Source organism: Aquimarina atlantica (genome assembly GCF_000626715.1).
In the GTDB taxonomy this organism is placed as follows: domain Bacteria; phylum Bacteroidota; class Bacteroidia; order Flavobacteriales; family Flavobacteriaceae; genus Aquimarina; species Aquimarina atlantica.
In genome coordinates, this window is record NZ_AQRA01000005.1 from 148,825 (window position 1) to 174,141 (window position 25,317).

A 25,317-nucleotide genomic window follows, 5' to 3' on the forward strand; every position below is an offset into this window, starting at 1 on the left:
ATTAAAAGAAATAAGTTACACTTAATTTGGCCAAAAAAGGTGTTCCCGGAGTGAAATGAAAATCATCTACAGGAGTAGTTTCATTTTGAAGTTGAGAAGAATCATAGAATACCGCTTCCATCCATTTTTGATCAAATATATTTTCTACTGCTAATCCGATTTCATAAGAGGGTCTGGTGTAGTTAATAACGGCATCCATCAAGAAGTAATCATCTGCTTGTACAGATTCATCTTCAATTAAAGGTCGTTCTGCCATATATCGGTATCGCAGAGATCCTTTGATTCCGTTTTTTAGTTTTAAGGTAGCTCCACCGGTTGAGGTAAATCGAGGAGCAGATGGGATTTTATTGGCTTCTTTTGGCTCATCCAGTAAAGTCCCATAACTATAATTTAGATCAGTATCTAACCAGAAATATGATAGTGGTTGATATCGAAAAGAAGCTTCTGCACCAATACGCTCAGAACGACCTTTATTTTCGAACTCAAAACCATCATCAGTTACAAAAACATACTCGGCATCACTTTTTATGTACCAGGCAGCAAGATTAGCAATCAATCTATTGCCAATTTTAAATTCTGTACCCAAATCATAACCAATAGCTCTTGGCAAAGGGTGAATAGATTTTTGATCCACAGCAGCCTGGCTATAATTAGAATGAAAACCAGAACTCGCTTTTGCATATAGCTGGATTTTTTGAGTAAGGTCATAGAAGAGACTGAGTTTAGGACTAAATCGAAATGCGTCGTTATCATCTTTACCCGGTTCTGGAATAAGCTCTTCGAGATCAAAAGTGAAATAATCTCCTCTAAGTCCTGCCAATATCGAAAGCTTATCGGTTAACTTTAGTTGCTCTCTTAGGTATATGCTATAATTGGTTTCTTTTATTTTGAAGGAGTTTACAGGTTCTAATAGTACTCTTCTGATATTTCTATTCAGGCTAATTTTATTGTTGTTATGTTGTACACCAAATCCAAACTCTGTTTTACTATTCATTGTTCCTAATTTGGTATCTAAGGATAGTTTTCCGTTATAGGCAAATACATTTCTGTTTTCTGACTGATGTATCATATCACCATTTATTGGATCATTGAGATAAAAGGAAAAATTAGAAAACAGATTATACTGGTTAGATATGTAGTAGAGTTGGTTTTTAAAACTAATCTTTTCTGATAGCTCAGATTGTAATTGGGCATTAATATGGATACGTTTTGTATCGCCACCCTCACTATCGTCTATGGCACCAAATCTGTTGATTAAGCCAGACTGTATTGCTCTTAATGGGATTTGCCCAGATGCGTTCCAATTGCTATGAAAAGTAGATACCGAAGTCGTTAGCGTATTATAATCATTAATATCTACAGTATATTTAGAAAAAGTATTTAATCGTCTTAAATTTTGCGGACTGTCAAAAAAACTTTTGTTGTACGTTCCTTCTATCGCGATGTACGCATTCTCATAGTTTTTGGATAAAAAATTCTTTTTATCCAGAAGCGTAACCATGCCTAGTGCTCTTACAAAATTATATTGACCATATTCTAACTTTAAAGAGTTTTGGTTTAGCCTGCTTTTTGTTGTGTATGAAGCAGCACCAGATACTGCAAAATTACCTAAAGAAGCTTCATGCGGTCCTTTATAATAATTAGCATCACCTACGGTTTCGGGAATAAGAAAGTGCATGTCGGCATATCCCTGGCCATGGGCATGAGAACTCAAATTAATTGGAATATCATCGACTGATACGGCAAAATCGGTACCGTGATCATTATCAAAACCTCTCAAAAATATTTGCTCGGCTTTACCTCCACCTGCATGTTGTGCAATAAAAAGGCCTGGAACCGTTTTTAGTAAATCCTGTGCGCTATTTACAGGTCTTAATTTTAGCGATATTTTGGATACATGATGTACCCCTATTTCCTTTTTTTTGTTAGACTGAATAATGACTTCAGACAATTCTGTAGCAGAAACAGGAAGCCCTACATTTAGGATGTACTCGTCTCCTTTTAGTACTACTTTCTTGGTAATGGTGGTATATCCTATTGCCGAAAACCGAAGGTCATACTTTCCTGCAGGCAATGTTATTTGATATTGACCATCTAAGTCGCTAATAGTTTCTTTACTTTGCTCTGCTATCGATAGAGATACATCAGGAATATTATAACCAGTACTGGCATCTTTTATAATTCCTTTTAAAATAGTGTTGGATTGTGAAAAGACAGATTGACTAATCAAAACCAATACACCACAAAACATAATTCTTTTCATCTAAAAAATCTAAGTTATGTGGGAAAAGTTATAGAGATAAAAAGAGTCTTTTAAACAGAAAGTAAGACCCGTAGTTATATCTAACTCTTTACCCGAGAGTTAATATTATATTTTGATTTATGGCAGGTCTCCTGACTTTACACAATTATAACCGCCTTCCCATAGTTATACTACAGTGGCATGTGAATTATAATTTTATATATGTATTACAGTTGCGGGAACAGTTTTGGATTTTCACCAAATTCCCTTTTCATCTTTTATTTCTAAAAGAACCGTAAATCAGCAGCGAAGATACTTTTTTTGTTTAAATAAATGATTGGATAAAATCTACACGTTTTGTTAAAGTTGTTTTAGGAGCTATTTCTATTGTAAAATTGAAGTTTTGGTAGACTTCTATAAGATGCTTATGAATACATTGGGCTTCTATGAATGATTGAGGACGTTGAGGATCGTTGATATAAATTTCTTCCCAGGGAGGCATTAAAAATACAGTAGATGCATAATGCGTCTTGAACGGAAAGTCTGACAGATATTCTGGAATAGGATAAGATTTTGCTTTTAGATAAGCTATGATATCAGGCAATCCCCGATCTACATAAGAATTTTCCTGAAGTGGTAACTGTAATTCTTTGAGAGTTTGAAGATACACCAAATTAGCAAAGCCAGGAAGATCTCCCCACGGAGTTTTATTACTTTTTATCTGCTGTTGTTCAAGTATTATTTTTCTAGAAATTTCAGAAAAACACGAATGTCCATTCGCTTGTAAAGCTTGGATTAAACTTGTTTTTCCGGTTCCCGGTGCTCCGGTGATGATATATCTTTTGGGCATATTTTTTTAGATGTTAGAATTTAGACCGTTTCACTATTAGATTTTAGATCTTTTTCTGATAAAGAACTCTTCTAGAGTAATGCTTTTGCCTGCAAAACTCACATTTTGCACCTTAATTTTGCTATTTTTTTTCAACGTAGCTAAGGCTATGCTGAAAAAAAAGAACTTCATTATGGCACAAAAGCCAAACTTTTCGGCTTAAAACCACTACTCTAGAAGAGTTCAAATCGAAAAATTATTGTCTCGCTATGTGTTTGGATAAAGAAAATAATAAATCATACAGATTAAGAGGACAAATGTAAAGGTTACTTTTTGATTGATCCTCGCTACTGTTTTTATTTCATGATCTTTTAGGATTCGATCATTAGTTCCTATAAACGGTTTATCAACTAGTTTTCCGTGATAATAATTGGGTCCGCCAAATTTACAATCCAGAATCGCAGCCAGAGCAGCTTCGGGATATCCGGCATTAGGGCTAGAGTGCTGTTTACCATATTGTACTACAAAAGAGATTTTATGAAGTTTGCCAGTAACCAGTAACATTAGAAATGCCGTAAGTCTGGCAGGGATATAGTTAACGACATCGTCTAGTTTTGCAGCAAATTTTCCAAAATGTATATACCTTTCATTTTTATAACCAATCATAGAATCAAGGGTATTAATCATTTTATATCCCATAGCACCGGCCACACCAAATAATGCATAGTAGAAAAGAGGGGCAATGACTCCATCACTAAGGTTTTCTGATAGTGTTTCGAACACTGCTGTTTTTATTTGTTGCGAATTTAATTGATCTGTTTCTCGACCTACAATCCATGACAATCGTTTTCTGCCTTGTGCTATTCCTTCTTGTAAGGCTGCAAAAACAGCTTTACCTTCGTCTATCAAACTTTTATTAGCCAGGGCGTAGAACACCACTATAGAAGAGAACATATAATAGGCAATGGTGTATGTAGAAATGAGTTTCTGAGCATAATAAAAGAATGCAATTGTGCTTGCCAGTAACCCAATAGTGAGTGTCATTCCTTTTATAAAAGTAAAAGGGGTGGTGTTTAATTTTTTTTCACCATAAGCAATACTATTTCCAAATAATCGAATGGGATGAGGAAGCCACCGGGGATCTCCCAATATCAAATCAAGAATATACCCAAGTACTAACGGAATGATTACTGTAGCATACTCCATTGCTGTAAAGCGTTAATTAATAGCTCATTTTTTTCGGGACTCTGACTGGCAATACGAATGTAATGACTATCTAAACCTCTAAAGTTTGAAGCATCTCTGATCAATAATTGATGAGTATGTGCTAAATAATCTTTGAGAAGAGGAGCACTAGGTGTTTCTAGTTTTACTAAAAAATAGTTGGTATTTGATGGGATAACAGTAAAACCATCTAAAGTATCAATTTGTTGTTGTAGCTGACTACTATATCTTAGAAGTGCTGCCATGTCAGGATATAATTCTATATAGTTTTCAAAAATGTGTTTTCCGGCTTCGATTGCCATGGTATTAACACTCCACGGTATTTTAGAAGACTGTAGTTTTTTTCCTATTTCCGTATTACATAATATATATCCTAACCGTAATCCCGGTATCGAAAATAATTTGGTAAGTGATTTTACGATCATAAGATTGGTAAACTTTTCTAGTAATTTGATACAAGATTCTATCTCAAGAGTAAACTCAATATAAGCTTCATCGATAACAAATGTAGTATCGGGGAAATCGGTTATTAGTTTTTCTATTTCTAGTGTTGTATTGCTATACCCATTAGGATTATTAGGGTTACAAAGAAATACAAGATCTTCTTCAAAAGAGGTATTTAAGACCTCAGAACGATCAAAGTGCCTGATTTTCATATTACTTCGTAAACAAGCATCTTCATACTCAGAAAATGTAGGAATACCTATGGCAGCTTTTTTACCCAAAAAAAGGGGAGTTATACTATAAAAAGCCTCTGTGGCTCCATTCGTTATCAATACCTGTGATGAATTTACCCCATGGTGATCTGCTACTTGTTGTGTTAAAACATCTGCATTAGGGGCTGGGTAATTAGCAATAAGAGGCAATTGTTCTCTAAGATATGAAAGTAACAGCTCTGAAGTTCCTTCATGCCAGATATTAGAACTAAAATTAGCTTTAAATGGTATTGCATAACGATAACCGTCATCGCCGTGTCCGTATATCATATTGTGATGTGCATTTCAGAAATAATAGAATCGATATCAACATTTTTTTCTAGTAAAGAAGCTAACTTATCATAATTTTCTTCTTTATAAGCTTTATAATCAAACGATGTTTTGGTATTGGTAAAATTCTGTAACAAATCTTCAATTACGATAGCGTGATCCAAAATTCCATGAATATAGGTTCCCCAGCAATTGTCGAGTATATATCCTTCAGGTTGACCATCGATATAATTTAGAGGTTGATGATCTTCGACCATAGTTTCTCCCATATGGATTTCATATCCCGAAATGGTTTTTTGATACTCTTTAAATGTAAAGTTACATTGTATAGTAGTTTTTTCTGAAGTCAACTGTGTAGTTATTGGTAAAATACCTAATCCGGGAAGGGTTTTAATATCACTTTCGACCCCCAGAGGATCTTCGATCATTTTTCCTAGCATCTGATATCCACCACAAATACCGATAATGTTTTTTTGTGATTTGTGCGCCTCTAGTATCACCTTAGCAATACCTTTTTCTCTAAGAAAGATAAGATCCTGGATGGTGCTTTTACTACCAGGAAGTATAATAATATCGGCTTCAGATATACTTTTGGGATCATTAGAATAAAAGAGATGTGTTCTTGAATCTTTTTCTAATACATTAAAATCGGTATAATTAGAAATGTAGGGTAGTAAAACTACTACGATGTTCACTAACCCATTTACTATAGTTTTCTCTTTTTTCTGTAAGGCTACCGAATCTTCTTCTTCAATATAGATATCATTGGCAAAGGGTACAACTCCCAGGACAGGAATTCCGGTTAGTTTTTCTAACCTCTTTTTCCCGTCTTCAAATAAAGAAATATCTCCTCTAAACTTATTGATAATCACTCCTTTTAACAGTTTCTTTTCCCAGGGCTCGAGAAGTGCTATTGAGCCATATACACTAGCAAAAACACCTCCTTTATCAATATCGGCAACAAGATATACATCTGCATCGGCTGCTTGTGCCATACGCATATTTACAATATCACGATGTTTTAGATTAAGCTCACTTATGCTTCCTGCTCCTTCTAAAACGATAGGATTATATTTTTCCTGGAGCCGAAAAAATGCGGTTTTAGCTTCTTCAAAAAGGTGCTGTTTATTATTTCCTAAGAAGTACTCTTTAATAGTTTGATTACCAATAGGTTTGCCGTGTAAAACGACCTGAGATTTATTTGCTCCAGAAGGTTTTAATAAGATGGGATTCATATCTGTAGCACAATCAATTTTACATGCTTCGGCCTGTACAGCCTGTGCTCTCCCAATTTCTAATCCATCGGGAGTTACAAAACTATTAAGCGACATATTTTGTGCTTTAAACGGAGCAGGAGCATATCCTTTTTGTTTTAATACTCTACAAATACCAGTAACAAGAATGCTTTTGCCAACATCTGATCCTGTTCCTACAAACATTATAGGGCGTAATTTTTTCATTCTTATTTGTACCATGACTTGGCTTCAAAATTAGTTAAATAATCTGATGAAAAGAATTTCTGTAGTATGCATATGAGAAAATAGTATTTCTTTGTTCTTCATAAAAAATGGTGTTTTTGGGTAAAAGCATGATTTAATTTTGATTTTTCAAACTTTTGATCTGTTATTTGCCTAAAATTAGTTGCTTGGATATATAAAACTTTAATTTGTACATTTACTCTTCATGACCGTACAAGACTTTATACATTGGTTTTCAAATCATCCCAATATAATATTGGGATATTTTATGGTAATTATAGCAATTTCTTTGATTGGATTGCTTTTTGTAAATCAGAAAAATTTTACTCCTCCAATTACCTATTTATATGGGATATTGGTGTATGCGATTACGATTCCGGGAGTACTGGCACTAATACTAATTTTATATAGCTTTTTCTTTTTAAAAACAAATCTGCTACAAGTAGATCTGATAACCTATTTTGTCCCGTTGATATCGATGGTTGTTACTCTGATCATTATCAACAAAACGGTTCCTATGTCGAGAATTCCTGGATTCAAAAGATTATCTGGACTTTTTATAATAGTACTCATCACATTTATTATTACCTATGTACTACAAAGAATGTTTTTTGGGGTTTTCTTTGTAGGAAAAATTCAGTACTTAGTAGTATTTTTCTTAATCCTACTTTTAGGTTTGAAAATTGCCTGGGATAAAATTATAAAGTAAAATCGTTTGTAACATTTTTATGACAAACAACACTTATTATATAAAAGATGTTTGCGTAATTTTATTTCTTACAATGGTATGCAACACTTATTTTTTTAAATTTGTTTAAATTCACTAACCATGCTAAAAAATTTAAAGTCTTTATTTATAGTTGACGATTCTGAAGAAGAGAATAATCAAAGCCAGGAATCAGCTAAAAATGATAGCACCAAATCAGATAAAAATCCATCAGCCGAAACTCCCCCACCACTTCCTAATAAGGTAACCAATTTAGAGTCTTCAGGAGTTGTTGATGCCAAGATTATTGAAAAACTATTACAAGCGATAGAAAAAAATAATTTAGAAGGATTTGATTATCTCGAATATAAGAAATCATTAAAAGCTTTAGATAAAATGCCTATGGATGAGGCTACCAAATATCGTTCGGCTTTTGCAACGGCTTCTACTATGGGAGTTACTCTAGATAAGTTATTACAAACTACTAATTTTTATATAGGTGTTCTCGACAAAGAAAATGAACAGTTTTTAGGAGCCTTTAAAAATCAGTTTAATGATAAAGTATCAGGTAGAGAAAGAGAAGTTGCTCAATTCGAGTCTATTATAAAAGAAAAATCTGCAGAGATTAAAAAGCTTACAGATGAAATTGCTAAACATCAAAAACAAATTGCAGATCTAAAAGGTAAAATAGAAGAAAGTAATGCCAAGATCAATAAGACACAAAATGATTTTAAATTATCGTATGATCATTTAAAATCTCAACTTGAGGAAGATAAAGTTAAAATGCAGAAATATTTAAAATAAATGGAGAACTCAATAAAACCAAAATCATTTTGGAAAAGACCCGAAGGAAAAACAGGAATGTTATTTATGGGGCTTTTAGGAGCAGGAGGATTATATGGATTGTACAAAGTACTTCCCTTTTTAATTACCATTGTAGAAAATACATTATACTTAGGTATTTTATTGGCAGTTTTAGGGGCATTGATCTATATCGTACTCGACCCAAAAATGAGAAACCTCATTTTTTATATGTACAAATCTTTTATGCGATGGCTAACAGGAATTTTTATTCAAATAGATCCTATTGGTATTCTAAAAAGTTATATAGATGATCTTAAGGATAATCTTAAGAAAATGAATAAACAGATTGCTGTTCTGAAAGGACAAATGAAACGTTTACAGCAAATCATGTATGATAATAAGAAAAGTATCAATAATAACTTAAAATTAGCTAGCGCAGCCAAAGAAAAGGATAAGAAGGGGATTATGATTCTTAAATCCAGAAAAGCCGGAAGGCTGAAGGAGTCGAATATGAAGCTAGATGAACTCTATAAAAAAATGGAAATTTTATATAGAGTATTAGTGAAGATGTATGAAAATTCTGAAATTTTACTTGAAGATATTGAAGATCAGGTAATGGTAAAGGAGCAAGAAAGAAAAGCGGTAAGAGCTGGGCATTCTGCTATGAAATCTGCAATGAATATCATAGCTGGTAATAATGATAAAAAAGAAATGTTTGATCGTGCGCTCGAAGCAATAGCAGATGATGTAAGTATGAAAATAGGAGAGATGGAACGTTTTATGGAAATGTCTACCAGTTTTATGGATTCTATTGATCTTCAAAACGGAATATTTGAAGAAGAAGGCCTTGAATTGCTTGAGAAATGGGAAAACGAAGGAGTTTCTCTTATTTTAGGTAATCAAAAAGATTTATTGGTGCATGATCAACATAGTGTAGATCTTGACGCCCCCATTGTAAAACAAAAACACCAAAATAATCAATACTCAGACTTATTTAATTTTGAGGATTAACAACTAAAAACCAGTCAATATATTATGGCAAGAAGAAGATTAACACCATTTTCAAAAATACTTATAGTCGTACTCATCATTGGTGGACTATATTTTTTGTTGAATAAACTTAGAGATCCGGCGGTAAAAGATAAAATAGAAGAAGTAACCTCTTCTGATAATACAGATGCAAAAACCAAAGACGGTTACAAAGACGTAATTAATGTAGGAGTGGTTACCTGGGGAGGATATGCCGGAGGGCAATATTTTAATGAAGGATTTAAAGCCAATACAGCATCCAGGTTTTATAAGGATTATGGATTTAAAGTAAACTTTGAAGTTATCGATGATTTTGATGCTTCTAGAGATGCTTTTAAAAATGGTTCTATTGATTTAATGTGGGCTACTATAGATGCATTTCCGACAGAAGTTGAAGGATTATCTCAATACCAACCTCAAGTAGTTTTTCAGGCAGATTGGAGCCGAGGTGGAGATGCCATTGTAGCAAGAAGAGGAATTAATAAGGTAAGTGATTTAAGAGGTAAGAAAATTGCAGTAGCGCCTATGACTCCATCACACTCGTTTTTGATCTGGTTGTTAGAAGCGGGTGATATGAGTACTAAGGATGTTAAGATTGTTGAGGTGCCTAGTGCAATAGATGCAGCAGATGCTTTTAAAAGTAATACCGTTGATGCCGCTGTAGTATGGAGTCCCGACGATGCAGATTGTGTGAGTAAGGTAGCTGGTTCTAAAGTATTAGAAAGTACCAAAAATGCAACCCATATTATTGCAGATGTATTTGTTGCGAAAAAGGAATTTATAGAAACGCATAAAGACCAGCTAAAAGATCTATACGAAGGATGGATGATCGGAGCTTCAGAATTAAATAACTCTGAAAGTAATAAAAGAAAAGCAGCTAAAATTTTGGCAGAAGGCCTATCTCAACCAGAAGATTTCTGTTTTGATGCTATCAATAATGTGAGATTGGCTACACATGGAGATAATCAAAACTTCTTTGGATTAAATACAAGTTATAATGGAGTAACCGGTGAAGATCTTTATAACAAGATGAAAGTAAAATATAATAACCTGGGGTATAGCACAGCTGGAGCAAAAAGCTGGAGGTTATTGTCTACAAAAGATCTGGTTTCTAAAACGTCATTATCAGGCTCTAGTCATAACTCAGAAAAACAAAAAGAATTTACTGCTGTCGATGAGAATCTAGCTACAAAAGAATCTCTTTCATCAAAGAAAGTAAGTATTAGTTTTAGAACAGGAGAATTTCGATTAGGAGAAAATGCAAAACAATTGATAGATCTACAATTTACTCCTATTGCAAAAGCATTTGCTAATGCAAGAATCAGAATTGAAGGAAATACAGATAATGTAGGAAATCGTAATTCTAATATCGCACTTTCTAAAAAGAGAGCACAATCTGTAGCCGATTATCTAATTAATGAGCACAATATGCCTGTAAACAGATTTATTATCTTAGGTAATGGCCCCGATAAACCTGTTACAGGATGTGAGCGTAATCAAAATGCTGACTGTAAATCGAAGAACCGAAGAACAGATTTTGAATTAGTTGTAGACTAAATGGTAGGTATCAAAAAACTATTTGAGCTTAGAGGAAACCTCGAACCAAAAGATAAAATTGTTCTTACGGTGATAGGGGCAATTATTCTTATTGGATTATGGTTTTCTATGGCAGAATTTTTGTCAAAATCTGTGATTACCCAAGATGAATCTATAGACATTTCTAAGTTTTCGCAAAAACAGAGAGTATACTATGAGAGTGATTCTCTTCTTGTTGCCAATTATGATGTGTTAGAGCAGATGGGTACAAAAGAATTAGAATCATTTGGTTTAAAAAAGAATAAAGTATATCCTTTACTTCCGTCTCCAATAAAGGTCATAAAGGCTTTTCCCGACCTTAATCAGCATGATGATGTTATCGGAAATACTTTTTACTCTATCAAACTTAATTTTTTTGGATACCTGCTCGCTATTCTGGTATCTATCCCTATCGGGTTTATATTGGGATTGATTCCTTTGTTTAGAGGATTGTTCAGCCAAATTATCAATTCATATCGATTTATTCCACTCACAGCAGTAACAGGGATTTTTATTATGTGGCTGGGACTTGGTAGTGAAATGAAGGTATCTTTTCTGGCGTTTGGTATTATTGTGTATTTAATTCCGGTAGTCGTTCAGCGAATAGACGAAGTACAAAATGTATATCTTAATACTGTTTTTACTTTGGGAGCAACATCCTGGCAGACGATTAGAACAGTATATATCCCTTATGTGTTTTCAAAGATCATTGATGATATTAGAGTACTTACGGCAATTTCATGGACCTATATTACTATTGTAGAGATGCTTAATAAAGGTGGTGGTATTGGTGAATTGATTTGGACAGCTAAACGGCAAAGTAGAATAGACAAAGCATTTGCCATACTTATTATTATTGTGGTTATTGGGATTTTGCAAGATAGACTCTTTGTAATGATTGATAGAATATTATTTCCTTTTAAACACATAAACAAAGGCAACAAACATTAATATGGTACAATTTAACGACAACGCTAGTGCTACCAATATCATAGAGTTACGTAATGTTTTTCAATCCTATGACGGCGGGAAAACTAATATTATAGAAAATCTGGATTTATTGGTCGAAGATAAACCTATGCAAGGTCAATTTACCGTGATTTTAGGAATGTCGGGATGTGGTAAATCAACATTACTTCGATATATTGCCGGGTTGCAGGAACCTACCTCAGGAACAGTATTGGTAAAAGGACAACCTGTAAGTAAAGAAAACAGGGTGAGTATGGTGTTTCAACAATACTCCTCATTGCCCTGGATGACAGTTCTGGATAATGTAGGGTTAGGATTACGTTTTAAAGGAGTTCCTAAAAAAGAGCGAGATGAAAAAGCGATGGAAATGATCCAGCTAGTTGGATTAGATGGTCATCAAAAGAAATATGCGCAATACCCAACACTTTCAGGAGGGCAGTTACAACGAGTGGCTATTGCACGTAGTCTAATGTCTAATCCCGAAATTTTACTGATGGATGAACCTTTTGGAGCTTTAGATGTAAAAACAAGGCTACAAATGCAGGATTTATTGATAGGTATCTGGGAAAAATTTAGCCCAACTATATTGTTTGTAACTCACGATATTCAGGAAGCGGTATATCTTGCAGATGATATTTATATTATGAAACATGCTCCATCTCAATTTGTGAAACATATTGATGTAGATTTACCGTTTCAAAGAACCCGAGAAACCAAAAGGCTTCAACATTTTGATGAGCTGGTACACGAAGTAGAAGATGCAATGATGCAAATTGATTCTGAACAATAATGAATACCAGAAAATTTACTAAGATCACGGATCTGTTTTTTTCCAAATTGAATGAAGAAAACCTTCCTTTTTTCTTTAAAGGAAAATCGATCAATCCCCTTAAGATTTTATCTATATCATCAACATTCCCTACTTTGAGTATCAAAAATGAAGATTTACTGGTACTGTATTCTTCCAAAAAATCTATCGATCATCTTGATATGATCATTACTTCTCAGAATATTCATGTAGCTGATCAGAAAATTAAACTGTCTAAAGAAATATTCGAAAAACCAGAGTTTAGTACCTTTCCTAAGGAACACATAACTTTACTTAGTGATCTAATCGATGATTTAATGTTGATCAAAAAGGATGAAAAAAAGAATTTAGAGCATTTTACCAATAAATTCAAAGACTTTATCAATCAAAAAGAAGATACCCAACAGGAATTCGATATCGACTATGAGTTTTTAAAAATTCTAAAGCACGAAGGTGAAAAAATTCAGAATTTAGCCGAAGATCTTAATCATAACAAACGGTTTTCGAATACAATCAATACCATTGTTCACAAAACCGATGATGCCTTGCATTTTAAGGCAGAGCATGTGATCTTACAGGATATTATTAAGGTGTTTAACATGATATATCCCTTAAGTGATAAAGAAAATGCTATTGCCGATATAAAAATTAAGTTTCTGTTAGCTTTTTTATTCGAAAAATTACAAGGCAATGATATCATAGCTTCCCTATCTATAGAGCGTATCAATGCTTTTGTTAAATCTTCGACATTTGATGAAAATATTGAAATCATTAAAACAGCTAGTCTTTTTAATCTGGGAGATGATTATAAAAATGAATTTCTGCTACCTTCAATTTTAAAAAGATTAGATAGTAATCATTTTGCGAATTCGGGAGCATTTTTGTACCGTATCGCTTCTTTGATTACAAAAGCTGATGGTACAATATCTGAAAAAGAAACCGAGGTATTAAAAAAAATTAATGATAAGCTATCACATCCAAAAGAAAAGTTAGAAGGCGTAAAACATACCGAGATTGACGAAAATGAAACGCTGGATGATGTAATGGATGAACTCAATGAGCTCATTGGATTAGATACAATAAAAAAGGCCATACAAGAACTTTCTAATTTTCTGAAAATCCAAAAAGTACGAGAAGAGAAAGGACTCAAAAATGTGAATAATTCTTTACATTCTGTATTTATGGGGCCTCCGGGTACAGGTAAAACTACTGTAGCGCGATTAGTCTCTAAAATATATAAGCATTTGGGATATCTAGAAAAAGGACATTTGATAGAAACTGATCGTACAGGAATGGTAGCAGGATATGTAGGTCAAACTGCATTAAAAGTAGAAGAAGTAGTAAAAACTTCATTAGATGGAGTCTTATTTATCGATGAAGCCTACTCTCTGGCCAAAGACAATAAAAAGGATTTTGGTAATGAGGCGATAGAAGTACTGCTCAAAAAAATGGAAGATCATCGTGATCAGCTTGTAATTATCGTGGCAGGATATCCTGACGAAATGGAAGAGTTTATTGAATCTAATCCCGGATTGCAATCCCGATTTAATCGATATTTTACTTTTGATCATTATAAACCCAAAGAACTCATTGGTATTTTTGAGTTATTTTGTTCAAAAAATGATTTTGTGATCACAGAAGATGCCAAAGAAAAATTACAGTTTATTTTTGAGAAATTGTATGAAAAACGACATAAAAGCTTTGGTAATGCTCGGGTAGCGAGAAATCTATTCGAAAAAATTATTGAATATCAGGCCAATCGTATCGTATCGATAACACCACTTACCGAAGAATTATTAAAAAATATTATAGAAGAAGATATTCCGCCTGTTAATCAAACCGTAGAAGAATATCTTAGGTTTCAGCAAGATGAAGAAAATTAGACAATTAATTAAATGAGTTTTCGACAAAGAAAGCTATTTGACATGCATTGCTAAAAAATACAAATACAAAAGTGATAACCGAAAAAGATATATCCAAAAAGCTAGGCCGAGTTGTCAAATCACCGATTAGGGTAGGGGATATTGCAGATTTAGGAATGCATACGACTACTTTTCTAAATTTTTTTAAACCCTTTTTTGAAGAATTACAAGACGACAACTACCTGGTCAGAGGAAAACAAATTACCTTTTTAAAAGAGTCTTTTCCCGAAGAGTCAGAAATGATCGAAAAGATACATAAATCGTATTTTGAGGGTAATGTGACTAGTAAAGTTTTGGATCCTTGGATTCAAAAATTAGATGCTTCTCAAAAACAGCAATATGATCACTTATCGGTTATTACTCGGCAACGTAATATTGCCTCTTTTCAAATAGAAATTTGGGATGATACCATTTTTGTAGAAAGAATAGTACAGCATGCATTTGAACAGGATGTCGATGATTTTCGAGTGTGGAAACGGGTATTTACGCAGGCAAGCAGAGAAGCTGTTGAAAATGAATTATTTTTCGAATTATTAAAAAAAATGACTGGCCTAGTACAAGAGATTCATCCCGAAATCAGGAAGATGCAAATTACCAGTCATTTTATGCGTACCATTTCCCAGGAAAAAATCAAAGGGGAGAATGCACCAGAAGGAGTTCATGAAGATGGAGCACAATACATCATGTCTGCATTGGTAATCAATCGACAAAATAGTATTGGTGCAGAAAGCCAGGTCTATGAGAAATTGTCACCAGAACATAATGAATTGATCTATAGAAAAGTATTAGCTCCCGGAGAGTTTATTTTTCAGGCAGATACCGGAGAAGAATTTACCTTTGGTAACGACCTATGGCATTATGTAACCCCAATAGAACCTGATGATTCTTCAAGATTAGGAATCAGAGATATTATAGGGTTTGATATTGACATCTTGGATTAGGAAAGTACACAACTTATTTCATCCAGAGAAGAACCATAATCAAAACTAAAATCAATATGCACCAGGTCTCCGGCTTTTACCTCCTGGGTATTGGTCGTTTTTAAAACTGTTGGAGGCATGAGGCTATCGGTGCCTGTAAAATTAGAACCCTCGGTTACTTCTACATAAGATTCGAGATAAAGTGCATTTACAGTCCCTGAAAATAAAACGGGAACAGAAAAACTTAATCGTACACCTTGCTTTTTCTCTTTAAGCAATTCAATTTCATTGACCAAAAACTGCTGGGTTAGAAACATTGGTTGATGTCTTGTAAAATTTACCGGATAATGATGTATCTCTGCATCTATTTCGGCTTCGCATAACCTAGCAAAATTCACAATACGGTTAGGGAACAATTTCCCTCCGGGTTTTAAAAAAGTTCTCATATGCTGAAATATCTGTACCTGAAACTCATTAGCACAATAGATACTCATGAGTTCTCCAACTACAAAGTCTACTTTTTCTGGCAGATTTACAGTTAATGCATCTGCATAGATGACTTCTACTTTATCAGCCCAGGGATGTTTTGCTATTTCTTTATTAATAAAAGGAACCAGATCCGGATTATTCTCTATCAGATATGCTTTTTTTACATAAGGCATATATAATTTGGTTAAAGGAAGTGTTCCTACACCAACTTCACATACTGTTGCCCCCTTGAAATTATTATTCAAAGTGAATGCTTTATGAAAAGCGTCTACACGTTGCTTATCAGTCTCCATAATTTTATAATAGATCTCAGGAAACCCATAGTGAGACTCATCAAATGTTTGTGCTTTTAGTAAGCTATATTTTAAAGTATCATAATTATCAATAATATCTTCGAATAATTTGTCTTGCATAGGATGTTACTAGTTTTGGGTAAATATAATAATTCTGCAAGTCAAAAAACTTCTGGGGATTTTAAAACCCCAGAAGTTTTTTACTGACTTAAGCACCAATGTAAGATTTTAGCAATATTTTTGGCATCATCGACTCCTCTGTGATGCGTTCCTTCGAGAGGGATTTTTAAAACCCCTAATGCACCTTTCATTCCAACCTTTCTTCGTAATCCTTTGGTTTCAGAAAAAAGTGCTTTTACATTAATATGATTTTGTGATAAAGGATACTTCATTCCTCTGTTTGCACATTGTTTCTTCATCATATTTAGATCGTACTGCCCATAACTTGCCCAGGTATATTCATGACCACTGTATTGAGTTCTTAGCATTTCGCAAGCGGTTTCAAAAGAAACACCTTCCTGATCTACTAACTCTTGAGTAATCGTAGTGAGTTCTGTGCAAAAAGAACTGACTTCTGATTGTTCGGGCTTAACTAATATCCCTTTATTTTTAGAAATGCTTCCAGTTTGCGTATCCAAAAGGCAGATTCCTATTTCTATAATTTCATTAACCTGACCTTTAGGAATAGGCCCATTCCAGCAGGTAGCTTCTAGATCTATGATTATAATAGTATTTGTTGTTTTCATTTTTTGTACTTTGTTATGAGGGACTAAAAAGTCATTATATTTTGATTTGTCAGGTTGAGCTTGTCAAAATCCATATAGATTACCAGTAAGATAAAAATATTTCGACTGGCTCAATATGACATCGAACTTGCTTTTTAGACCCCTCGTGTTTTATGATTTCTTTGTTGACTTTTTAGAAGAAGACTTATCCTTAGCTTTTTTTTGCTTTGGCATTTTATTTTTAATTCGCTCTTCTTCTTCTTTTATATCATTAATAAAGTGATTATTGTAGGCATTTTCTTTTGCCAATTTCAGACATTTTAATGCTTTTTTATAGCTCTTTTTTTGCTCAAAAAGAATTCCTTTTTTTAGATATAGCATTGCCTTATCTGTTCCTTTTACGGTTAGGGCAAAATCAACTAGTTTTTCGGCTTCATCATAGTCTTCATTCCAAAGTAAGACATTGATATATTTAGGATATACATCTAATGCATACATATCTTCTGCTAAAGCTTGCTGATAGTACTCTTTGGCAACCTCATAATTCTTCAAACTTTCTGCATATATCTGCCCTAAAAGACTTAACGCAATTGGATTTTTTTCATCATAAGACAATGCATAGTTTAAAGATTCTACAGCTTCCTCTAAGTTATAAGGATAAGCGTCTAATGCCTGAAATAAATATTTGTCTAATACATTACTCATTTTCTAATTCTTTAATTGATTGTACAAATCATTCTTTAATTGATTTCGTTTGTTTTTAAAGGTTTTCGTCACTTTTTTCTTTTTAAAATCCGTTCCTTTAAATACTCTAACAGGATTACCTCGTTGAACATTTAAGTGGTTTTCCCATTCATCTGAGATCGATTTTTTTAATTGTTCTAACTGGACATCAGTTACTTTATTCTTTAATCGTTCGACAGCAATTTTTCGATTTTGATGTTGTGAACGACTATCCATTACTACGACACTTGTACCTGTAAGTTTATGTGTAGCTCTAACTGCAGAATTTACCTTATTTACATGCTGGCCTCCTGGGCCCGAACTTCGCATCGTTTGAAATACAATATCTTTTTCTGCTATTTTCTCTACAGGTATAAGATCTAGTTCGTAGATTCCGATAAACCAATTTTTTCGTTTATGATATTTACGAAAAGTTGAGGTTCCTATCCACTGTACAGTGCCTAACCAGGAATTTACCAAAGTGTTTACCTGATCGACCTGCAGTTTTAGTGTAACAGACTGTAATGTGCCGTTTTCGATACCTTTTACTCTCTGTATGATGCTATAGGTTACTCCTGTATGTCGTATATCATCCAAAAAATACTTAAGTACCTGGGCTACGACCCAGCAACATTCTGCCGGACCTCTTCCTGCTGTTATTTGTATAATTTTTTGATTCATTTTCTTGTTTTTTTACAGACCTCACAGGTTTTAAAACCCTGTGAGGTCTTAATTTTGCGTTAGGGATTGAGGCTTTGTTGAAGCTCCTCGCAGAGAGCGACTGCCGAAAGCCCGACCCTTTGGGTAACGCCCTAATACCATTTGCACTTTAAATCTACTGGAATAAAATGTTCTTTTTTCATATCAGTTTCAGAATAAAAATAAACCGTAGCCCTGCTATGCTTGATTTTTCTTCTTTACTGAAACAAAAAAATCTTAATTTTCTTTGCCAAGTAAATTCAAAATACAAATGGTATAACTTTTATTTATCCATTCGAACAATTTTTGGTGTAAATGTTCCAACAATTTCTACGAGTTCTTGTTGATTTGCCATGACTTTTTCGATGTTTTTATATGCCATAGGTGCCTCATCAATTCCTCCTCCTATAAGTGTTACATCATGTGCTTTTAGTTGCTTTTTGATTTCACTTCTTGTAAATTTTTCTTTACACGCTCTTCTAGAGTGCAATCGACCAGCCCCATGTGATGCAGATTGTAAACTTGCCTGGTTTCCTAACCCTCTTACGATATACCCCGGAGCCGTCATAGAACCGGGAATAATCCCTAATTCACCTTTGGCGGCTGGTGTAGCACCTTTTCTATGCACAATACACTCTTCGCCATTAACCTCTTGTTTCCATGCAAAGTTGTGATGATTCTCAATTTTTGCTATGGGTTTTGACCCTAATAACTTTGCTATCCTGGCATGAATATCATCATGACAAGCTTGTGCGTAATCACCAGCAAGATTCATCGCCAGCCAATATTCCTGGCCATCGTGAGTATCTAAATCTAACCAGGCCAATTGTTGTACATGCTTTGGTAACGGGCATTGCTTGGTGGCTAAATACGTATAGTGTTTGGCGATATTGGCACCTAAGCCTCTCGAACCGCTATGAGATAACACTCCTAAATATTCGCCAGTCTTCAATCCCCACTCATTCGCTGTATCGGTAATCGTAATTACTCCAAATTCTACAAAGTGATTACCACCACCCGAAGTTCCTAACTGCTTATACGCTTTGTCTTTTAGTCTTTTGACTAACGGGATGGTTTTAAATTCATCTCGTTCAAAGATCTCATGGTCGTGCTTTACTTTATGAGTTTCATACATTCCGAACTTGGTATGTTCTGAAAGTATATTCTCTAGCTGATGCTTTTTTCCTTTGAGATAAGAGATGGCTATTGGATAGACTGTTAAACACATTCTACATCCAATATCGACTCCAACTCCATAAGGAATCACAGCATTCTTTGTTGCCAGTACTCCTCCGATAGGAAGACCATATCCTGTATGTGCATCTGGCATTAAAGCTCCTGCAGTTGCGACCGGTAATTTTAAAGCATCAAACAATTGATATTTGGCTTGCTCATCAATTTCATTCTCACCATAGATTTGAAAAGGAGATCGAGTCGTTTTCAATACATGCCTTTTGACCTCTACGGGTTTTAATAAACTCTCTGCTATTTTTCCCCAGACACCATCACCCTGGTATGCTTCTGGGTTGAGCAATACCTTTTTAGCTTCAATTAATATATGTTCTTTTTTTACTCTCTTTTGATATCGATTAATCTGACCCAAAGTCACATTAATACTATTATTCTTTGGAAAGCCTAATTTGATTAGGTCTTTTCCGCTTAGTTTCTTTCCCATTAGTACAGGTTTTAATATTTGTCAATAATGAGTGGTGTAATGAATTATCATTACTGACATAAACTTGATAAAATGTTTCAGGAAATCTTGATACGGCTTTGACAGCTCTTCTACAAGCTTGATGTGACCATACAGCCAGGCAAAAGTGTAAAACAAAAAATCCGAAACTTTATGGCTTCGGACTTCTTCTCATATATAATGGAAATTATGTACTGGTGAAGTCCCGAAGCATACTCGTAAAAGAACCTGGTTCTTTTGGAGTGTGGCAATGTATGTTTGTAAAAATCATAGTACTTCGGTTATTAAAGATTAATTATTATGGTTTTGCAATTTGTAAACTGCGGTGCAAATATGTAATCTATTTTTTAATTATACAACTAAAATTTGAAATTTAGTTTATTGACAATCAGTATTTTATGTTGAATTTAGGCATGAGAATCCCTGTCCGTTTTTTAACGGATATTAGCCTGTTTGGTAACCAATTGCTGTTCTGGTGTTTATCTCTCAAATACCATTTTATTTGATAGAAATGGATATGCAAAAAAGATCATAAAAAAAGCGTCCAAATTTATTGGACGCTCATGTTTTTTATATCTTATGTATAGTTTGCTACCTATATTCCTGATTTAAAAACGGCTTTACAGCGTCCTTTTTATTTGTAAAAAATGATAACATAGGCTTAAAACTTGTTTTTCTGGTTCAAAATTATGATGCAAATATGAGGTTATTTTTTAATCCTTCAAAGGATTTATTAGAATTCATAGCTATAATGGACTCTATCTTCTGGAAGAAACACCTCATCTTTTTTTATCCTAATTCGTCAGAATCTGGTTTTTGGGGGTTAAAATATGAACGCTTTATTTATTGCACATGAGTGAATAGCTTATTTACAATTTTCCAATCATTATTGATTTTGCTTAATGATAAATAGTCGTAATAATTATAACCTAACATGGGAAGGTGTAATTTTGCCATGGCGATTTTACCTATAATATCGATTCCTATAATTTTCATTTCTAGATTCTCGTTTAGATCCTTAGGGCTTTGTCTATTTTTAACGCCTTCAAGATATTCAGTTACACTTTTTAAGTAATCTACACCTTTGATATCTCCGTAGATATATACGTTTTTATGAAAACAAGATTCGAGTTTGGTTACATCTCCATAAAAAATTCCCTCAAAATAATTGGTAATCAGACTTTCGATTTCTTTGATATGTTCTTTATACATAATTTATTTTTTTAGATGGCGTGTCCAACTGTATGTCCTCCTGCCACATTAATCGTTTCTCCGGTTATAAAATTTGATGTAGCTAAATAATATGCCGCTTCGGCAATTTCGTTAGCTTCTCCAATTCGGTTTAATAAATGTAGTCCTGCTAAGCTATCGGCATCTTCAATTCCGATTTTACTTTGCAATGGACTTCTAATTATTCCGGGAGCAATTGTATTTACTTTGATGTTGTTTTTACCAAATTCGGCAGCAAGCTGTCTGGTTAAAGCATGTATAGCACCTTTACTTGCTAGAGGAGCTGTTGCAGGGAATCCATCTATGGCATGGTCGACTAAAACGGTTCCGATGTTTATAATCGAACCATTTTGTTGTTGTATCATATGAGGAATTACCGCTTGTGATGTAAAATAAGTTCCTTTTAGGTTTACAATCCAATAACGGTCTAAATCTTTTTCTTCAACATCTAAAAAAGGTTTTGGAGAAAATACGCCTGCATTATTAATTAAAACATCTACAGTATTGAATTTTTCTATTGCCAGGCTTACGAGTTTTTGCCCTGTTTCTTGTTTGCTGATATCTCCGACCAAATATATTACGTTAGAAGGAGAGCCAAGCTCCTTATAAGCGTTTTTTAAGTTTTCTTCGTTAGAAGAATTCATAACAACATTACTTTCTTTTGCAATAAAGTGTTTTGTAATTTCTTTACCAATTCCTGTAGATGCTCCTGTAATAATTACTGTTTTATTTTTCATGTTCTTTATTTTTTAGTTCCTAAATATTGTTTGCTGTTCACTCCCCAATTTTCGATAGGTATTTCTTCGATAACCACATGAGTTGTTTTTGGGTTTTTGTTTAGTATGTCAACAACAAGCTGTGTAGCTCCTTCTATTAATTGACGTTTTTGATCTGTTGTTACCTGCTCGTCGGTAACTTTAATGTTAATGTATGGCATGACTTTTTTATTAAATTAATAGTCATACAAAGGTGTTGTAGAATGAAATTATTACGAAGGAGGATTGTCACTTCTTTGGTGTGATATATATCACTTTAAGCGATAAACGAGTAAAAATAATTAAGAGTTTAATCTGCTAAGCGTCTCTCTGGAAACCCCTAAATAGGCAGCGATCATTTTTTTGGGAACACGTTGAAAAAGCTTTGGATAGTGCTCGAGTAGTAATTCGTATCGTTCTTTAGACGAATTTTTTAATAATGATAAGATTCTATTCTGAAGCGCAATTCGACCCATTTTACTTTTTTTCGCCCAAAAACGTTCCATTTTATGCATTTTGGTCGTTAGCTTCTCTCTATTTTCAAAAGTTATATAGAGTAACTCGCTATCTTCTATACAGTCTATAGAGGTTTTGGATTTGGTTTGCTTTACAAATGACTCGTAATCTGTAATCCACCAGTTTTCCATCCCGAATTGTAGTATATGTTCTTTTCCTGTATGATCTATAAAATAGCTTTTTAAGCACCCTTTTACGATCCAGTATTCTTTGTTAACAATTTCTCCTTCCTGAACGATATATTGATGTTTGCGTCTTTTGATTTGTTCAAAATGACTCAACACAAAATCGAATTCTTCATCGGTAAGGCTGATTATTTCTTCGATATGTTGCCGTAAAGGGTGTGTCATTTTAATTGTTATCACAAATCAGAGCAAGGTAAATGCATCTGAGCACATTGGTTTCTATATTTATTTTACTTCTGGTTAAACTTATAAAAAAATAGTGCTATAGCAAATATACAAGAGACTTTTGATCAGAGATTAAACAATTCTGATCTTTATGATATAATAGATTAATATTCTTTTTTTGGAATGTCATTTGGGATTACGAATATATTTTGATGTAATTCTTTCGGTTCAATCTGAATTGCAGTATATATAACAATAAAATCTCCTAAATCAAGCTCCATTTTCATAAAAGGTGATTTTGCTTCTTTAATCAAATCATAGGTATAAAAATCTTTGAAGTTTTTAAAAAGTTCAGGTTCTAAATACGGAAAGCCACTATAAGAATATTTTTGTATTACTTTTTGTTTTCCACTAGGCTCAAATCCTTCAATTTGAATATAATCACATGATTTTCCTAAAATTTGTTCTGATTTTCCACTTGTTTTATTGACAAATTCTAAAGCTTGTTCTGAAACATTATAGTGGTAAATGGTATCTAAATTTTTCCATTTTGCATAATAGTGATTATTCGAGTTTAGATACAAATTGAAATCATAACCTTTTTCTCCTGTATTGAGGTACTTTTTAAAAATATCACCATTTTTATTATAATATACCTTTAATGTATCTCCAAACTTTTGCTCTAAATAGTCTCGATGTGGAACATCATTTTTTTTGAATTTTGTTTCGACTTTGTAAGTTATGACACCTTCAAAACTCTTCTTTACAGTACTGAAAGATGCAAAAAATAGAATTGTAATTAAAAGGATGATTGGTTTTGAGTTCATTTGTTTTAAATTACTGGACGTTTATTAGCAGTTATTAATATTTATATATGATTTTATATAGTTCTTGTAATGGATATTCTCCTTTTAGGCCATAATCATTAATGGTATATTTAGCTTTATTAGTTTGAATCACAGTTTTTGAACTTGGTTGATCTGTTATATCAGTGGTATAATTTTTTTTAAGTTTTTCAAGATCAGAATTTTTTAGTAGCTCGATGATGGATTCCATTTCACTTTTAGTCAATGTATATGTAGAACCTTTATATGCAGGATTGTAAAAAGTTTTCACACAATTAGTCGAGTCCTTTTCAAAATCGATAAAAACATCTATTGAAGGGAAACTATCGGATTCTACACCAAACGCACTTAGACTCATTTCAATTTTTAAAATCGAATTAGCCGATTCATTCTTTTTTGTTGCGTTAGTTTGACCACTTATACAACTGGTTAGAAAAACAGAAATAATGGTTAGGACGTAAAACTGAAATTTCATTTTTTTCTTTTCATAATAGTTAACACGGTGTTGGCGTATTGTTTTTTATTCTAATTATTGCTAAATCATCTGGTGACAGATGATTCCATTTATCTTTTAACGTTCGAATTTTTCTATCCAGGAAATTATCGAATTCTGCTCCTTCATTATCAATTAATAAATATTCGATAATTTCGTTTTCGGGTTTTTGTTTTGATTTATTCTCCAGGTTTTTAAATGTAAAGATGCCATCTGTAGAGATAGATAAATCTTTAAAATTAGAAATTGAAACTTTTTGTTCTTGGCTGTCAAACCAGCTATCAAAGTCATCTCTTAAATGATATCCTAGATAATCAGGTTTGTCACCTTGTTCGTATTCAATTAGTTCTCCATCCTTACAAATTAGGCCATCTCCGATTGTTAAAAACTCAGCTTTTGATTCTTTCGTTTCGACAATTCCAATTATTAGAGTTGATAGCAGTTCATTTGTTTCAAGTCCTAGCTGATTCTTGAAAAGTTTAATCTCATGAATTAATATTTTAACAACTTCCTTAAGCTTATCTTTTAATTGTATTGAGTTATCTGTTACAAACTCTTCATAAAATTTATTTTTAGCAATATTTCGTAAAATTTTTCCGAAAAGAATTGAGGCAAAAACAGACTCTGTTCCCATTGTACAGCCATCTAAAACGGCTAATAGCTTTTCATTTGTTCCGATTTGTTCCTCAATTAAGAAATCTTCGCAGTGATTTGTATGAAATTCACCAATATGTAATGTTTTGTATATTTTCATTCAGTTTTTATGTGCTTCAGCAGTATAAGTAGGTGTCGTAATGCGACAAAATGTTACCGAGCTATCGGCAAATCTACAGGATTTTTGATAAATTGAATAGCTTCATCCTGATCAGGTTTAAAATGTAAATCCATGCATCTGACTTATCCATACCTTATCAGGACATAGTGGTACGAGAACAACAGAAATGTACATGCAAATAGCAGTACATAGCTCTAAGTTAATTAAAAATCCCCTAGATTTGTGAATAAACATATTTG

General features: G+C 33.4%; 25 protein-coding genes and 1 riboswitch. Of the genes, 8 read left to right on the top strand and 17 right to left on the bottom strand.

Translation table 11 applies throughout. The annotated features are described in order from the left end of the window. Position 1: 1 nt before the first annotated feature. From ATO12_RS11970 to ATO12_RS11990, 5 genes are all read right to left on the bottom strand, one after another. Positions 2 to 2,263 carry a TonB-dependent receptor gene (locus ATO12_RS11970; RefSeq protein WP_034242227.1) on the bottom strand — a complete coding sequence of 754 codons (2,262 nt, stop codon included), beginning with the start codon at positions 2,261 to 2,263 and terminating at the stop codon, positions 2 to 4. Positions 2,264 to 2,367: 104 nt separating this feature from the next. Next, positions 2,368 to 2,555: riboswitch (cobalamin riboswitch) on the bottom strand. A gap of 12 nt (positions 2,556 to 2,567) precedes the next feature. Next, positions 2,568 to 3,092 (bottom strand): AAA family ATPase, encoded by a 525-nt coding sequence (locus tag ATO12_RS11975; protein WP_034242230.1) that lies wholly within the window; start codon positions 3,090 to 3,092, stop codon positions 2,568 to 2,570. A gap of 246 nt (positions 3,093 to 3,338) precedes the next feature. Continuing rightward, positions 3,339 to 4,277 (bottom strand): adenosylcobinamide-phosphate synthase CbiB, encoded by a 939-nt coding sequence (cbiB, locus tag ATO12_RS11980; protein WP_034242232.1) that lies wholly within the window; start codon positions 4,275 to 4,277, stop codon positions 3,339 to 3,341. Further along, positions 4,259 to 5,281: a pyridoxal phosphate-dependent aminotransferase gene (locus ATO12_RS11985; RefSeq protein ID WP_034242233.1), complete on the bottom strand. Its 1,023-nt coding sequence runs from the start codon at positions 5,279 to 5,281 to the stop codon at positions 4,259 to 4,261. The genes cbiB and ATO12_RS11985 overlap by 19 nt, the downstream gene beginning before the upstream one ends. After that, on the bottom strand, positions 5,278 to 6,741 hold the full coding sequence (locus tag ATO12_RS11990) for a cobyric acid synthase (RefSeq protein ID WP_034242235.1): 1,464 nt from the start codon (positions 6,739 to 6,741) through the stop codon (positions 5,278 to 5,280). The genes ATO12_RS11985 and ATO12_RS11990 overlap by 4 nt, the downstream gene beginning before the upstream one ends. A gap of 223 nt (positions 6,742 to 6,964) precedes the next feature. Between ATO12_RS11990 and ATO12_RS11995 the strand changes: the two genes are divergently transcribed. The 8 genes from ATO12_RS11995 (at position 6,965) to ATO12_RS24920 (ending at position 15,513) form a co-directional block, all read left to right on the top strand. After that, positions 6,965 to 7,468, top strand: a complete 504-nt coding sequence (locus ATO12_RS11995) for a hypothetical protein (RefSeq protein WP_034242236.1) — start codon at positions 6,965 to 6,967, stop codon at positions 7,466 to 7,468. Positions 7,469 to 7,588: 120 nt separating this feature from the next. After that, positions 7,589 to 8,269, top strand: coding sequence for a hypothetical protein (locus ATO12_RS12000; RefSeq protein WP_034242238.1), 681 nt, complete (start codon positions 7,589 to 7,591; stop codon positions 8,267 to 8,269). Further along, positions 8,270 to 9,280 carry a PspA/IM30 family protein gene (locus tag ATO12_RS12005; RefSeq protein WP_034242242.1) on the top strand — a complete coding sequence of 337 codons (1,011 nt, stop codon included), beginning with the start codon at positions 8,270 to 8,272 and terminating at the stop codon, positions 9,278 to 9,280. A 24-nt stretch (positions 9,281 to 9,304) separates the two neighbouring features. Continuing rightward, complete coding sequence (locus ATO12_RS12010) at positions 9,305 to 10,855, top strand: phosphate ABC transporter substrate-binding/OmpA family protein (protein WP_034242244.1); 1,551 nt, start codon at positions 9,305 to 9,307, stop codon at positions 10,853 to 10,855. Then, positions 10,856 to 11,824, top strand: a complete 969-nt coding sequence (locus ATO12_RS12015) for an ABC transporter permease (protein ID WP_034242246.1) — start codon at positions 10,856 to 10,858, stop codon at positions 11,822 to 11,824. 1 nt (position 11,825) lies between these two features. Further along, on the top strand, positions 11,826 to 12,632 hold the full coding sequence (locus ATO12_RS12020; RefSeq protein ID WP_034242248.1) for an ABC transporter ATP-binding protein: 807 nt from the start codon (positions 11,826 to 11,828) through the stop codon (positions 12,630 to 12,632). After that, positions 12,632 to 14,533, top strand: coding sequence for an AAA family ATPase (locus ATO12_RS26370; protein WP_205625238.1), 1,902 nt, complete (start codon positions 12,632 to 12,634; stop codon positions 14,531 to 14,533). Before ATO12_RS12020 ends, ATO12_RS26370 begins: the two co-directional genes overlap by 1 nt. Before the next feature lie 71 nt (positions 14,534 to 14,604). Next, a complete protein-coding gene (locus tag ATO12_RS24920; RefSeq protein ID WP_051575791.1) occupies positions 14,605 to 15,513 on the top strand; it encodes a 2OG-Fe dioxygenase family protein in 909 nt (302 codons plus the stop codon). On the opposite strand, the gene ATO12_RS12035 is transcribed toward ATO12_RS24920, so the two are convergent. The 12 genes from ATO12_RS12035 to ATO12_RS12090 form a co-directional block, all read right to left on the bottom strand. Beyond that, positions 15,510 to 16,394, bottom strand: a complete 885-nt coding sequence (locus tag ATO12_RS12035; protein ID WP_034242250.1) for a methyltransferase domain-containing protein — start codon at positions 16,392 to 16,394, stop codon at positions 15,510 to 15,512. The genes ATO12_RS24920 and ATO12_RS12035 overlap by 4 nt on opposite strands. 80 nt (positions 16,395 to 16,474) lie before the next feature. Continuing rightward, positions 16,475 to 17,020 (bottom strand): 3'-5' exonuclease, encoded by a 546-nt coding sequence (locus ATO12_RS12040; RefSeq protein ID WP_034242251.1) that lies wholly within the window; start codon positions 17,018 to 17,020, stop codon positions 16,475 to 16,477. A 150-nt stretch (positions 17,021 to 17,170) separates the two neighbouring features. After that, entirely contained in the window at positions 17,171 to 17,704 is a 534-nt protein-coding gene (locus tag ATO12_RS12045; protein ID WP_034242253.1) for a tetratricopeptide repeat protein, read from the bottom strand. 3 nt (positions 17,705 to 17,707) lie between these two features. Further along, positions 17,708 to 18,403 carry a peptide chain release factor H gene (gene prfH, locus ATO12_RS12050; protein WP_034242255.1) on the bottom strand — a complete coding sequence of 232 codons (696 nt, stop codon included), beginning with the start codon at positions 18,401 to 18,403 and terminating at the stop codon, positions 17,708 to 17,710. 301 nt (positions 18,404 to 18,704) lie between these two features. After that, positions 18,705 to 20,096, bottom strand: coding sequence for an RtcB family protein (locus ATO12_RS12055; protein WP_034242256.1), 1,392 nt, complete (start codon positions 20,094 to 20,096; stop codon positions 18,705 to 18,707). An 861-nt stretch (positions 20,097 to 20,957) separates the two neighbouring features. After that, positions 20,958 to 21,326 carry a nuclear transport factor 2 family protein gene (locus ATO12_RS12060; RefSeq protein ID WP_034242258.1) on the bottom strand — a complete coding sequence of 123 codons (369 nt, stop codon included), beginning with the start codon at positions 21,324 to 21,326 and terminating at the stop codon, positions 20,958 to 20,960. Between the two features lie 11 nt (positions 21,327 to 21,337). After that, a complete protein-coding gene (locus ATO12_RS12065; protein WP_034242260.1) occupies positions 21,338 to 22,081 on the bottom strand; it encodes an SDR family NAD(P)-dependent oxidoreductase in 744 nt (247 codons plus the stop codon). 5 nt (positions 22,082 to 22,086) lie between these two features. Then, on the bottom strand, positions 22,087 to 22,281 hold the full coding sequence (locus ATO12_RS12070) for a tautomerase family protein (RefSeq protein ID WP_034242262.1): 195 nt from the start codon (positions 22,279 to 22,281) through the stop codon (positions 22,087 to 22,089). Between the two features lie 120 nt (positions 22,282 to 22,401). Next, entirely contained in the window at positions 22,402 to 22,965 is a 564-nt protein-coding gene (locus ATO12_RS12075; protein WP_034242264.1) for a Crp/Fnr family transcriptional regulator, read from the bottom strand. Positions 22,966 to 23,129: 164 nt separating this feature from the next. Continuing rightward, entirely contained in the window at positions 23,130 to 23,792 is a 663-nt protein-coding gene (locus ATO12_RS12080) for a hypothetical protein (RefSeq protein WP_034242266.1), read from the bottom strand. A 34-nt stretch (positions 23,793 to 23,826) separates the two neighbouring features. After that, entirely contained in the window at positions 23,827 to 24,285 is a 459-nt protein-coding gene (locus ATO12_RS12085) for a DUF6438 domain-containing protein (RefSeq protein WP_034242267.1), read from the bottom strand. 19 nt (positions 24,286 to 24,304) lie between these two features. Continuing rightward, positions 24,305 to 25,057, bottom strand: coding sequence for a protein phosphatase 2C domain-containing protein (locus ATO12_RS12090; protein ID WP_034242270.1), 753 nt, complete (start codon positions 25,055 to 25,057; stop codon positions 24,305 to 24,307). Between the last annotated feature and the right edge of the window lie 260 nt (positions 25,058 to 25,317).

Excerpts from the sequence above, each read along its gene's own strand:
- ATO12_RS11970 (WP_034242227.1), bottom strand. The coding sequence starts at position 2,263 with ATGAAAAGAATTATGTTTTGTGGTGTATTGGTTTTGATTAGTCAATCT.
- ATO12_RS11975 (WP_034242230.1), bottom strand. The coding sequence starts at position 3,092 with ATGCCCAAAAGATATATCATCACCGGAGCACCGGGAACCGGAAAAACA.
- cbiB (WP_034242232.1), bottom strand. The coding sequence starts at position 4,277 with ATGGAGTATGCTACAGTAATCATTCCGTTAGTACTTGGGTATATTCTT.
- ATO12_RS11985 (WP_034242233.1), bottom strand. The coding sequence starts at position 5,281 with ATGATATACGGACACGGCGATGACGGTTATCGTTATGCAATACCATTT.
- ATO12_RS11990 (WP_034242235.1), bottom strand. The coding sequence starts at position 6,741 with ATGAAAAAATTACGCCCTATAATGTTTGTAGGAACAGGATCAGATGTT.
- ATO12_RS11995 (WP_034242236.1), top strand. The coding sequence starts at position 6,965 with ATGACCGTACAAGACTTTATACATTGGTTTTCAAATCATCCCAATATA.
- ATO12_RS12000 (WP_034242238.1), top strand. The coding sequence starts at position 7,589 with ATGCTAAAAAATTTAAAGTCTTTATTTATAGTTGACGATTCTGAAGAA.
- ATO12_RS12005 (WP_034242242.1), top strand. The coding sequence starts at position 8,270 with ATGGAGAACTCAATAAAACCAAAATCATTTTGGAAAAGACCCGAAGGA.
- ATO12_RS12010 (WP_034242244.1), top strand. The coding sequence starts at position 9,305 with ATGGCAAGAAGAAGATTAACACCATTTTCAAAAATACTTATAGTCGTA.
- ATO12_RS12015 (WP_034242246.1), top strand. The coding sequence starts at position 10,856 with ATGGTAGGTATCAAAAAACTATTTGAGCTTAGAGGAAACCTCGAACCA.
- ATO12_RS12020 (WP_034242248.1), top strand. The coding sequence starts at position 11,826 with ATGGTACAATTTAACGACAACGCTAGTGCTACCAATATCATAGAGTTA.
- ATO12_RS26370 (WP_205625238.1), top strand. The coding sequence starts at position 12,632 with ATGAATACCAGAAAATTTACTAAGATCACGGATCTGTTTTTTTCCAAA.
- ATO12_RS12035 (WP_034242250.1), bottom strand. The coding sequence starts at position 16,394 with ATGCAAGACAAATTATTCGAAGATATTATTGATAATTATGATACTTTA.
- ATO12_RS12040 (WP_034242251.1), bottom strand. The coding sequence starts at position 17,020 with ATGAAAACAACAAATACTATTATAATCATAGATCTAGAAGCTACCTGC.
- ATO12_RS12045 (WP_034242253.1), bottom strand. The coding sequence starts at position 17,704 with ATGAGTAATGTATTAGACAAATATTTATTTCAGGCATTAGACGCTTAT.
- prfH (WP_034242255.1), bottom strand. The coding sequence starts at position 18,403 with ATGAATCAAAAAATTATACAAATAACAGCAGGAAGAGGTCCGGCAGAA.
- ATO12_RS12055 (WP_034242256.1), bottom strand. The coding sequence starts at position 20,096 with ATGGGAAAGAAACTAAGCGGAAAAGACCTAATCAAATTAGGCTTTCCA.
- ATO12_RS12060 (WP_034242258.1), bottom strand. The coding sequence starts at position 21,326 with ATGTATAAAGAACATATCAAAGAAATCGAAAGTCTGATTACCAATTAT.
- ATO12_RS12065 (WP_034242260.1), bottom strand. The coding sequence starts at position 22,081 with ATGAAAAATAAAACAGTAATTATTACAGGAGCATCTACAGGAATTGGT.
- ATO12_RS12070 (WP_034242262.1), bottom strand. The coding sequence starts at position 22,281 with ATGCCATACATTAACATTAAAGTTACCGACGAGCAGGTAACAACAGAT.
- ATO12_RS12075 (WP_034242264.1), bottom strand. The coding sequence starts at position 22,965 with ATGACACACCCTTTACGGCAACATATCGAAGAAATAATCAGCCTTACC.
- ATO12_RS12080 (WP_034242266.1), bottom strand. The coding sequence starts at position 23,792 with ATGAACTCAAAACCAATCATCCTTTTAATTACAATTCTATTTTTTGCA.
- ATO12_RS12085 (WP_034242267.1), bottom strand. The coding sequence starts at position 24,285 with ATGAAATTTCAGTTTTACGTCCTAACCATTATTTCTGTTTTTCTAACC.
- ATO12_RS12090 (WP_034242270.1), bottom strand. The coding sequence starts at position 25,057 with ATGAAAATATACAAAACATTACATATTGGTGAATTTCATACAAATCAC.